The sequence below is a fragment of the Janthinobacterium sp. P210005 genome (genome assembly GCF_036231865.1).
Lineage (GTDB): Bacteria > Pseudomonadota > Gammaproteobacteria > Burkholderiales > Burkholderiaceae_D > Janthinobacterium > Janthinobacterium kumbetense.
The window spans coordinates 199,433-209,757 of the sequence record NZ_JAZARC010000002.1 but is presented as its reverse complement, the minus strand read 5'-3'; the positions used below and the strand labels follow the sequence as shown (position 1 = coordinate 209,757).

Annotated in this window: 8 protein-coding genes; 5 read left to right on the top strand and 3 right to left on the bottom strand. The window is 63.3% G+C overall.

All coding sequences use genetic code 11. The features are described from left to right. Position 1: 1 nt before the first annotated feature. Entirely contained in the window at positions 2 to 985 is a 984-nt protein-coding gene (locus VPH40_RS10930; protein ID WP_099665699.1) for a siderophore ABC transporter substrate-binding protein, read from the top strand. Positions 986 to 1,091: 106 nt separating this feature from the next. Next, positions 1,092 to 3,545 carry a TonB-dependent receptor gene (locus VPH40_RS10925; protein WP_328573450.1) on the top strand — a complete coding sequence of 818 codons (2,454 nt, stop codon included), beginning with the start codon at positions 1,092 to 1,094 and terminating at the stop codon, positions 3,543 to 3,545. 12 nt (positions 3,546 to 3,557) lie between these two features. Here VPH40_RS10925 and VPH40_RS10920 read toward each other — a convergent pair whose 3' ends face one another. Both VPH40_RS10920 and VPH40_RS10915 read right to left on the bottom strand, forming a co-directional pair. Then, complete coding sequence (locus tag VPH40_RS10920) at positions 3,558 to 4,406, bottom strand: MipA/OmpV family protein (RefSeq protein ID WP_328573449.1); 849 nt, start codon at positions 4,404 to 4,406, stop codon at positions 3,558 to 3,560. Continuing rightward, positions 4,403 to 4,897: a hypothetical protein gene (locus tag VPH40_RS10915; RefSeq protein WP_328573448.1), complete on the bottom strand. Its 495-nt coding sequence runs from the start codon at positions 4,895 to 4,897 to the stop codon at positions 4,403 to 4,405. The genes VPH40_RS10920 and VPH40_RS10915 overlap by 4 nt, the downstream gene beginning before the upstream one ends. A gap of 133 nt (positions 4,898 to 5,030) precedes the next feature. Here VPH40_RS10915 and VPH40_RS10910 point away from each other — a divergent pair, with 133 nt between their 5' ends. The 3 genes from VPH40_RS10910 to VPH40_RS10900 all read left to right on the top strand — a co-directional run bounded on the left by VPH40_RS10910 (position 5,031) and on the right by VPH40_RS10900 (position 8,300). Next, entirely contained in the window at positions 5,031 to 6,125 is a 1,095-nt protein-coding gene (locus tag VPH40_RS10910) for a type II asparaginase (protein WP_099665695.1), read from the top strand. Between the two features lie 128 nt (positions 6,126 to 6,253). Further along, positions 6,254 to 7,105: an MOSC domain-containing protein gene (locus tag VPH40_RS10905; protein WP_328573447.1), complete on the top strand. Its 852-nt coding sequence runs from the start codon at positions 6,254 to 6,256 to the stop codon at positions 7,103 to 7,105. 34 nt (positions 7,106 to 7,139) lie between these two features. Then, positions 7,140 to 8,300, top strand: a complete 1,161-nt coding sequence (locus tag VPH40_RS10900; protein ID WP_328573446.1) for a GGDEF domain-containing protein — start codon at positions 7,140 to 7,142, stop codon at positions 8,298 to 8,300. On the opposite strand, the gene VPH40_RS10895 is transcribed toward VPH40_RS10900, so the two are convergent. Then, positions 8,301 to 10,280 carry a cation:proton antiporter domain-containing protein gene (locus VPH40_RS10895; RefSeq protein ID WP_328573445.1) on the bottom strand — a complete coding sequence of 660 codons (1,980 nt, stop codon included), beginning with the start codon at positions 10,278 to 10,280 and terminating at the stop codon, positions 8,301 to 8,303. Between the last annotated feature and the right edge of the window lie 45 nt (positions 10,281 to 10,325).

The following is a 10,325-nucleotide window of genomic DNA, read 5'->3' as shown; positions in this document are numbered from 1 at the left end:
GATGATCTGGAACAAATCCCGCCGCGCGCTGGCCGTGCTGCTCGCCGCCATGGCCGCCCTGCAAGGCTGCACCGACAAGGCAGCCACGACGCCGTCAGCACCTGCCGCCTCCGCGTCACCGCAGGCGTTTGCGCCCATCACCATCGAGCACAAGCTGGGCACGACGGTGCTCAAGCAGCGCCCACAGAGGGTGGCCGTGCTCGACATGAACGAAGTCGATTTCCTCGACCAGCTGGGCGTGCCCGTGGCCGGCATGGTGAAGGATTACGTGCCGCATTTCCTCACCCGCTACAAGGATGACCAGGGCATCCGCGACCTGGGCGCCATCGTGCAGCCGAATCTCGAGCATATCCACGCGCTCCAGCCCGATTTGATACTGATGACGTCGATCCAGGCCAACCATTACAAGGAACTGAGCCAGATCGCGCCCACCTTGCATTTCGACGTGGATTACCAGAACAGCGAGAGCAAGCACATCGAAGTTGTCAAGCAACACTTGCTGACACTGGGACGCATCTTTGGCAAGGAAGACATTGCCAGCCGGAAAGCCGCGGAGCTCGACGCCAAGGTGGCGGATGCGCGCAAGGTGACGCAGGAGCGTCCCGAGAAGGCGCTCATCGTGCTGCATAACAACGGCGCCTTCAGCTCCTTCGGCGTGCGGTCACGCTACGGTTTTGTGTTCGATGCGCTGGGCGTGAAACCTGCCAGCTCGGCCATCGAGGCGGGCTTGCATGGCCAACCCATTTCCAGTGAGTTCATCCAGCAAGCCAATCCCGACATCATCTATGTGGTGGACCGCACGGCCGTGATGGAACACCGTCCCGTCATGACGGCCGAACAGATGGCCAATCCGCTGTTGCGCCAGACCAATGCCTGGAAGAACGGCCGCGTGGTCTTCGTCGATGCGGATGCCTGGTACATCACGGCGGCCAGCGTGACGTCGCTGAAACGGGTGATCGACGACGTGCTCAAGGGTTATCAGTGAGATAAATTATTTTCGTAATGAGTCGTATTTGCATTGAGGGTTTTGCCTTTTCGTTCGGGAGATAGGGTGAGAACAAGCAATCATCCCTTCTGAAAGGATTTACTTTATGACCCAACGCATGGCAACCCGCCATCTTCCCGCCTTGAACCTGAGTCGTATCGCCACCGCCGTGCAACTGGCGCTCATCACGGGCTTGACCGTGGGGGCGCTGGGCGTGGCGGCCCCGCCAGCGTACGCGCAAACGGGGGCGGGCCAGGCCCGGCAAGCGTTCAGCGTGCCGGCCGGTACGCTGGGCCTGGCGCTCAACACTTTCGCGGCCGAGGCGGGCGTCGAATTGACGGTCGAGGCTAGCTTACTGCAAGGCAAGAACAGCGCCGGCCTGTCCGGCAGCTACAGCGTGCCTGAAGGCTTTTATGAATTGCTGCGCGGCCATGGCTTGCAAGCCGTGCGCGAGGGCAATGGCAGCTACACGGTGCGCCGCGAACCGGCGCACAGCGCCGCCGCCGAAGCCGCCGCCACTATGCCGGCCGTAACGGTGTGGGGCAAGGGCAACAGCGTGACGGATGCCTACGCAGGCGGACAAGTGGCATCCGGCGGCCGCGTGGGATTTCTTGGCGACAAGGATTTCATGGAAACGCCGTTCAACACCATCAGCTATACGGATAAATTCATCGAAGACCGGCAGGCGCGCGACATCACCGACGTGATTTCCGCCGCCGACCCTACCGTCTTCAGCAGCGGCATGACGGGCATCATCGGCGAGAATTACTCGATACGGGGCTTCAGCTCGAATATCGGCGACGTTGCGTTTGGCGGACTGTACGGCATTTCGCCGTACTACCGCACGTCGCCTGAAATGTTCGAGCGCATCGAGGTGCTGAAAGGGCCATCGGCCTTGCTCAACGGCATGCCACCGGGCGGTTCCGTGGGCGGCAGCATCAACCTCGTGCCCAAGCGCGCGGGCGATGCGCCGCTGGCGCGCGTGACGGCGTCGTACATGTCGGATTCGCAATGGGGCGGGCATATTGATCTGGGCCAACGTTTTGGCGAGAATCAACAATTCGGCATCCGGGTCAACGGTGTCTACCGCGATGGCGACGGCGCCATCGACCACCAGAAAAAGAAGACCCGGCTCGTCTCGGTCGGGCTGGACTGGCGTGGCAATGGCGCGCGCCTGTCCGCCGACCTGTATCACAGCGAGGACCGCGCCGATGGCTTGAACCGGGGCGTCAACCTGGCCCCCGGCTTGCCCGTGCCGCGTCCGCCGAAAGCGGAAACCCTGCTCAATCCCAGCTGGGCGTTTTACGATACCAAGGACAAGGGCGCCATGCTGCGTGGCGAACTGGACTTGAACGCGCAAGTGATGGCGTATGCGGCCGTGGGGGCCAGCCGGGCCGACTACCAGTCGACGGGCGCGTATCTGATCCAGGTATTCAACACGGCCGGCGATTACCGCACCAACGTCGCCGACCTGGGCTTCGACGTGGAAAAACAGTCGGCGGAAGCGGGTTTTCGGGGCAAGTTGCGCACGGGCGACATCGGCCATCAATGGGCCGTCAACGCCACGTATTATCACCACACGGACAAGCAGTACGGCCGCCGCAATACCCTGGCGAAAGACTGGATCACGAACATCTACAATCCCGTCTGGGGCCCGGCGACGCGCTTCGACGCGCCGCAAATTTCCAAGGCGGAACTGCGCCTGGCCAGCTTTGGCCTGGTCGATACACTTTCCTTTGCGCAAGACACCGTGCAGCTGACGGTGGGCTTGCGCCGTCAGGAAGTGCTCAGCGATAACTTCAACATCAAGACGGGCGCGCGCACCTCGCGCTATGACGAAAGCGCCACCACGCCCGCCGTCGCCCTGCTGGTCAAGGCCAGCAAAACGGTGTCCTTGTACGGCAACTACATCGAAGGCTTGAGCCAGGGCGCCACGGCGCCGTTGACGGCCGCCAACTCGGGCGAGGTCTTTGCGCCGTACAAATCGAAGCAGGCGGAGCTTGGCGTCAAGGTCGACCTGGGCGAGTTCGCGCATACGGTCAGCGTGTATGAAATCAAGCGGCCCAGCAGCTATGTCGACCCGGTCAGCAATATCTTTTCCTTTGGCGGAGAACAACGCAACCGCGGCATCGACTGGGGCTTCTTCGGCTCGCCCCTGCGCGACGTGCGCCTGATGGGCGGCGTGGCGTATGTCGACCCGGTCTTGAGCAAGACCATGGGCGGCGCCAACCAGGGCAAGCAGGCGACGGGCGTGCCCAAGCTGCAAGCCAAGCTGGGCGTTGAGTGGGATACGCCCGCCATCCCTGGCGTGACCCTGACGGCGAACGCGACGGCGGCATCGAAGCAATACATCAATGCCGACAATTCGATGTCCGTGCCGGGCCGCACCGTGTTTGATCTGGGCGCCCGCTATGCGACGAAGGCGGCGGGCCGGCCCCTGACGGTGCGCGCCAGCGTGACGAACGTCGGCAACAGGGCGTACTGGGCGCTGCCGCAATGGACCAGCCTGGGCCTGGGCGCGCCGCGCACGGTCATGTTGTCGGCCACGACGGAGTTTTAAGCCGTCTTGTTATTACTCGTCCGGGCCCTGCGCCAGGCTGCTTGAACGTTGCCACGTCCACATCAGGCCGATGCCGGCCGAGGTGCCGCTGTTCTGGCGCAGCAGGGGGCTGGCGCGGTTGGCGGCGCCTGTGTAAGTATCGTAGCGTACAAAGGCAAAGGCGCGCCAGTCCCGCTGCAGCCGGTAGGAACCGCCCAGGCCCAGCCGCGTGAGCATCAGCCCGCTTTTTGCCGCATACGCGGGGCGCTGACCGGTGGCAAATGCGGAACTGACGCCATAAAAATAATCGTTGATGGCGGCATTGCCCAGCACGGCGCCCAGGCTGGCGTCCACATGCCAGGCCTGCTGCCCGCCTTGTAGCCCATACACGAGGCGCGGCTCGAAGGTGGTGCCTTGGCGGCGCAGGCCGCCGCGCGCTTCGATGACGGCGCGCAAGGGCAGCTCCAGCCCCAGGCGGCTGTGCCGCGTCGGCTCGGCCAGCTTGACTTTCAGGCGCGGGCCAAATTCCACCAGGGTACCCAGGTCCGGCATGCCGCGCCGGGCCGGCACGTCGCTGGATCTGGCCGGCAAGGACAGGGCAAAACCGATATCGAAATCGAATCGCTCCGTATTGAACAGGCGCGCGCCCACGCCGGAGCGGTCGGCGCGCAAGACTTTCCCGCGATAAATCAGATAGGGCAGGGCCAGGCTGCGCGTCGAGCGTTCGCTGGCGCCCGGATAGGCGGGCGTGACGGCCGTGCCGCCAAACACGCCCGCTTCCCATAAGGGCAGCGATAAGGGCAGCGGTGCTTCGACGGCGCGCGCCGGCGCCATGGCGGCGAGGAGGCTGGAGGCGGCCAGCAAGGGGCGTGCGATACTCATCGAGCAACTCCGCAAGGTTTGCCTGCCGGCAGCGATTCCAGGTCGACAAAGGCGCCCAGTGCCCACGATTGATGAAACCCCAGTTCATTGCGCACGGCCAAGGCTTCCGTCGCCTTGCCCTGGCGTTCATACAGGTCGATCAGGGCCTTGTAGCCGAGGGCGCTCGATTGTTTGCTGCGTTTCGCCAGCGCGATGGCCTGGCGGAAATGAAATTCGGCCGCATCGTAGCGGCAGGCCCCGCTGGCGGCGCGTCCCGCCTGGTGGTGCAGCCGTGCTTGCCAAGCGAGATCGCCGTGGCCCAGTTCGACGTTCCCGACGGCGTCCGCGTAGTTGCGCATGGCTTGTGTCCAGTCGCCCTGGCTGGCCGCTTCACGCCCCCATTGTTCCTGTTGCGCCGCCGTGCGCAGTTCGATTTGCGTGGCGCAGGCATTGAGCGCCATCAAGACGAGCGGCAGGAGGAGGCAAGACCGGATGGGCGGCAGTGTGGACATGGCGCCACTGTAGCGCAAGGGAAGGCGCGCACGTTTGCGCGATACGCATGAATTCGGGATTTGCCCCGGCATGGATGACATATAATTTGCACACGACTTTGTTATTTTTGACAGTACACCTCACGGGAGCACCATGTTTTCACGCAAATTCCATTCTTGTGCACAGCTGATGCTGGCTACCATGCTGATGGGCTTTATCGCCGCTTCCCCCGCGCGCGCGCAGCAGGCGGCCGTCAAATTGCCGAATGTGGTGATCCTGGCCACGGGCGGCACCATCGCCGGCAGCGGCGCCGACAGCACCACCACCGTCGGCTACACCTCGGCTACCGTGGGTGTCGAGCGCCTGATCGCGGCCGTGCCGGAATTGAAAAAAGTGGCGAACGTGAAAGGCGAGCAAGTGTTCCAGATCGCCAGCGAAAGCATGGGCAATAGCCACTGGCTGGCCCTGGCCAAGCGCATCAACGTGCTGCTGGCCTCGAGCGATGTCGATGGCGTGGTCGTCACGCACGGCACCGACACCATCGAGGAAACGGCGTACTTCCTGAACCTGACCGTGAAGAGCCATAAACCGGTGGTGGTGGTGGGCGCCATGCGTCCATCGACGGCCATCTCGGCTGACGGCCCCATCAACCTATACAACGCCGTGATGCTGGCGGGCAGCAAGGAAGCCGTAGGCAAGGGCGTCTTGGTGGCCTTGAACGACCAGATCAACGCCGCGCGCGAAGTGACCAAAACCAATACATCGACCACGGACACCTTCAAGTCGCCGGAACTGGGCATGCTCGGCTACATCCAGGGCAGCAAGGCCTTTTTCTACCGCCAGTCGACGCGCAAGCACACGCTGGAGTCGGAATTTGACATCAGCAAGCTCGATGCCTTGCCGCAAGTGGACATCGTCTACGGCTACGCCAACATGAACCGCGTCGGCATGGACGCCTTCATCGCCGCCGGCGCCAAGGGCATCATCCACGCGGGCGTGGGCGATGGCAGCGTGGCCGCGCAAATGAAGCCGGCCCTGGTGGAAGCGCGCCAGAAGGGCGTGCTGATCGTGCGTTCGAGCCGCGTCGGCCAGGGCATCGTGGCGCGCAATGGCGAAGCCAACGACGATGAACTCGACAGTGTCGTATCCGACACCCTGAACCCGCAAAAAGCCCGTATCCTGCTGATGCTGGCCTTGACCAAAACCAATAGTACGCAAGAAATCCAGCGTATTTTCTACACGTATTGATCGCCGTCACGCCGGCCCGGCCACTGCGGCTGGGCTTGGCGGATTTACGCTTGCCCGCTTTGCTGCCATACTTCGTTTTTGAATAACTTCCTGGCTGAAGCAGCAACACTGTTCCTTCTCCCCTGTCCATGGCTATCCTGTCCGACATCATCCTGTATCCGATCAAATCGTGCGCCGGCATCCATTTGCGTGAGGCGGTCCTGACGCGCTCAGGGCTGATGAGCGAATACGTGTTCGACCGCGAATGGATGGTGGTGGACGAGCACGGCCGTTTCCTGACGCAGCGCGAACATCCGCGCATGGCGCTGATCGTGCCGTCCATCAAGGCCACCACCCTGGAATTGCGCGCGCCGGGCATGTTGCGGCTGGAAATCGAGCTGGGCTTGCCGCATCCGCAACTGGCGCCCATGCTGGACGTGCAAGTGTGGGACGATACCGTGCGCGCCTACGATTGCGACGACGTCACGGCCACCTGGTTTACCAACGCCATCGGCGTGCCGTGCCGCCTCGTGCGCTTTCACCCGGACGTGGTGCGCGCCACCAGCACGAAGTGGACGGATGGCGTGGCCGCCTCGACCATGTTTGCCGATGGCTATCCGGTGCTGATCGCCGGCAGCGCCTCGCTAGCCGACGTCAATGACAAGCTGCGCGTCGCCGGCCGCGAGGCCTTGCCGATGAACCGTTTCCGTCCCAATCTCGTCATCGGCGATATCGGCGCCTTCGAGGAAGACTACGCCGACTTCCTGCAATTCGGCGCAACCGTGTTAAAACCCGTCAAGCCGTGCTCGCGCTGCCCGATTCCGTCGGTGGACCAGGCCACGGGCGTGCCCGGACCGGACCCGCTCGACGTCATGCATGGCTACCGCGCCAAGCCCGAGCTTGACGGCGCCATCTGCTTCGGCATGAACGCCATCGTCACCGAAGGCGGCGATGAGCGTATCGTAGTGGGGCAGGACATCGGTTTCGAACTGGCATTTTAAGCATGGCGCCCGCACAGAAGGGTTTAAGGTTTCTATGAATCAAGCAATACCGCCGGACCCGCGCATTGCCAGCCTCGAAGCCGAAAACCAGGCCTTGCGGGCGCGCATGGCTTTCCTGTTGGAACAGGTCGAGCGCAACCACGACATCATGTGCCGCCACCAGGCGTTTGATCTGGAAATCGTCGGCGCGTCCACGTTTCCCGAGCTGATCGGCACCATTTTCCGCACCTTGCCCGTGATTTCCGACCTCGACGGCGTCACTTTGAGCCTGCTCGACGAGGATGACGATATCGTGCTGGTGATGGAAAAGCTGGGCGTCGATTTCAGCGCCTTCCCGCAGTTGCTGTTCGTACATGCCGTGGCGGAGCTGGGCTTTGCCCCGTCGGTACCCGTGGCCGAGGGCGAAGCGGCCTTGCCGCCGCTGCCGCTGCTGGGCGCCTTTGATGCCGCCGTGCATGGCCCGCGTTTCCCGGGCATCGGTTCGCCCTTGCGCAGCGTGGCCCTGGTGCCCTTGCTGCGCAACAAGCGCCTGATCGGCAGCCTGAACCTGGCCAGCAGCGACGTGACGCGCTTTACGCCCGTGCTGGGCACGGATTTCATCAAGCACATGGCATCCATCATCGCCATTTGCCTGGAAAACGTGATCAGCAATGAAATGCTGAAATACATCGGCTTGACCGATTCCTTGACGGGCGTCTACAACCGCCGTTATATCGACCGCCGGCTGCTGGAAGAAATCGCCCGCGCGCGGCGCCAGAATTATTGCATTTCATGCATGTATATCGATATCGACCATTTCAAGCTGGTCAATGACACCTATGGCCACCAGGGTGGCGATGAAGTGCTGCGCGAAGTGGCCACGCGCATCCGCACGGAATTGCGCCGTTCCGATGCGCTGGGCCGCTTCGGCGGCGAGGAATTCGTCGTGCTGCTGATCGACGCCGACCTCGACAGTGCGACGTTCGTTGCCGAACGCATCCGCGCCAGCATCGCCGGCACCATGTTCGACTTGCCGGGCAGCGCGCAAGCGTGGGTCAGCGTCTCGATCGGCGTGGCCAGCCTGGAAGCGGACGCGGCGCTGCTACCGATCGAAACGGTGGCGCAGCAACTGGTGGCGCACGCCGATCAGGCCCTGTACCAGGCCAAGGCCGATGGCCGTAACAAGGTCATCAGCTGGCAGGCACCGTCCGAATAGTTATTTCAATAGTAATGTTTCTGCTTTGGCCACGGCGTCGGCCGTGCCGCGCAGCACCACCACGTCGCCGCTGGCCAGCTGCGTCTCGGGGGTGACGTCGAGGCGGCCGCGGCCGCGGCGGATGGCCGTGACAAACGCGCCGCAGCCGGCCACGTCGATCGCACTCAAGGGCAAGTCCACGCAATGCGCGCCGTCGCTGACGGTGACCGTATGCAGGCGTTCCAGCTCGGCATCGTCGCCCGCATCGCTGGAACCGTGGAAATAGCCGCGCAGCGAGGCATAACGCTCCTCGCGCGCGGCCTGCACGCGGTGCACCACGCGGCGCAGGGGCACGCCCATCATGATCAGCGCGTGCGAAGCGAGCATCAGGCTGCCTTCCATCAATTCCGGCACCACTTCGGCCGCGCCTGCCTTCTTCAGCTGGTCGAGGTCGGTATCGTCGTGGCTGCGCACGATGACGGGCAAGGTGGGCGCCATTTCGTTGAGTAAATGCAATAATTTCAGTGCCGAAGGCGTGTTGGCGTACGTGATTACCACGGCGCTGGCCCGGTAGATACCGGCCGCCACCAGGCTTTCGCGCCGGCCCGCGTCGCCGTACGAGACATGCGCGCCGGCCAGCTGCGCTTCCTGCACCCGTTCCGGGTCCAGGTCCAGCGCGTGGTATTCGATCTTTTCTTCCGCCAGCAGGGTGGCCAGGCTTTGCCCGCTGCGTCCGAAGCCGGCAATCAGCACGTGTTTCTGCGACGCCATGGTGCGCGTGGCGATCTTCGTCAACGCCAAGGATTGCATCATCCAGTCGTTGGCCGCCAGTTTCATGACGATGGCGTCGGACTTGGCGATGAGGAAGGGCGCCACCAGCATCGACAGCACCATCGACGCCAGCACCACCTGCACGACGAACGGGTCCATCAGCTTGATGCCGCCTGCCAGGTTCAGCAGCACAAAGCCGAATTCGCCAGCCTGCGCCAGGCCCAGCCCCGTGCGCAAGGCTACGCCGTTGCTGGAGCCGAACAGCCGGGCCAGGCCCGCGATCAGGGCGAATTTCAGCAGCACGGGGCCGCACAGCAAGAGCAGCACGAGCCACCAGTTGTCGAGCACCACGCGGATATTGAGCAGCATGCCGACGGTGATGAAGAATAGGCCCAGCAGCACGTCGCGGAAGGGCTTGATATCCTCTTCCACCTGGTGCTTGAATTCCGTCTCGGAAATGAGCATGCCGGCAACAAAGGCCCCCAGGGCCAGCGACAATCCTGCCCGTTCCGTGATCCACGCCGCCCCCAGGGTAATCAGCAGCAGGTTGAGCATGAACAACTCTTGCGAGCGGCGCTTGGCGACGATGGTCAACCAGCCGCGCACCATCTTCTGGCCGATGAACAGCAGCAAAATGAGCGCCACCAGGGCCTTGCCGCCTGCCCAGGCCAGGGTTTCGGCCAGGTTGTCCGAATCGCGGGTGAGGGCGGGAATCAGGATCAGCAGGGGCACGACGGCCAGGTCCTGGAACAGCAGGATGCCGATGATCTTGCGGCCGTGTTCGCTTTCCAGTTCCAGCCGCTCCGTGAGCATTTTCGAGACGATGGCCGTCGACGACATGGCCAGCGCGCCGCCCAGGGCGAACGCGGCTTGCCAGCTCAGGTGGATGTAGGCGGACAGGTAGCGGGCGACAAACCAGCCGAAGACGACGGTGGCGATGATGGTGGTGACCACCTGCGCCATGCCGAGGCCGAAGACGATGCGCCGCATGGCGAGGAACTTGGGTAGAGAAAATTCGAGCCCGATGGAAAACATCAGGAAGACGACGCCGAACTCGGCCAGGGTGTGGCTGGCCTCGTTTTCCGCCGCCAGGCCCAGCGCGTGGGGGCCGATGACGATGCCGACGGCCAGGTAACCCAGCATGGGCGGCAAATGCAACATTCTGAAAGCGACCACGCCCAGCACGGCGCTGCCGAGTAACATCAGGGTCAGTTCAAGCGAGGAAAACATGGGTTGCCCGGTACGGTCAATGGAAATCGTTGTTTGTTGTGACTG

Excerpts from the sequence above, each read along its gene's own strand:
- VPH40_RS10930 (WP_099665699.1), top strand. The coding sequence starts at position 2 with ATGATCTGGAACAAATCCCGCCGCGCGCTGGCCGTGCTGCTCGCCGCC.
- VPH40_RS10925 (WP_328573450.1), top strand. The coding sequence starts at position 1,092 with ATGACCCAACGCATGGCAACCCGCCATCTTCCCGCCTTGAACCTGAGT.
- VPH40_RS10920 (WP_328573449.1), bottom strand. The coding sequence starts at position 4,406 with ATGAGTATCGCACGCCCCTTGCTGGCCGCCTCCAGCCTCCTCGCCGCC.
- VPH40_RS10915 (WP_328573448.1), bottom strand. The coding sequence starts at position 4,897 with ATGTCCACACTGCCGCCCATCCGGTCTTGCCTCCTCCTGCCGCTCGTC.
- VPH40_RS10910 (WP_099665695.1), top strand. The coding sequence starts at position 5,031 with ATGTTTTCACGCAAATTCCATTCTTGTGCACAGCTGATGCTGGCTACC.
- VPH40_RS10905 (WP_328573447.1), top strand. The coding sequence starts at position 6,254 with ATGGCTATCCTGTCCGACATCATCCTGTATCCGATCAAATCGTGCGCC.
- VPH40_RS10900 (WP_328573446.1), top strand. The coding sequence starts at position 7,140 with ATGAATCAAGCAATACCGCCGGACCCGCGCATTGCCAGCCTCGAAGCC.
- VPH40_RS10895 (WP_328573445.1), bottom strand. The coding sequence starts at position 10,280 with ATGTTTTCCTCGCTTGAACTGACCCTGATGTTACTCGGCAGCGCCGTG.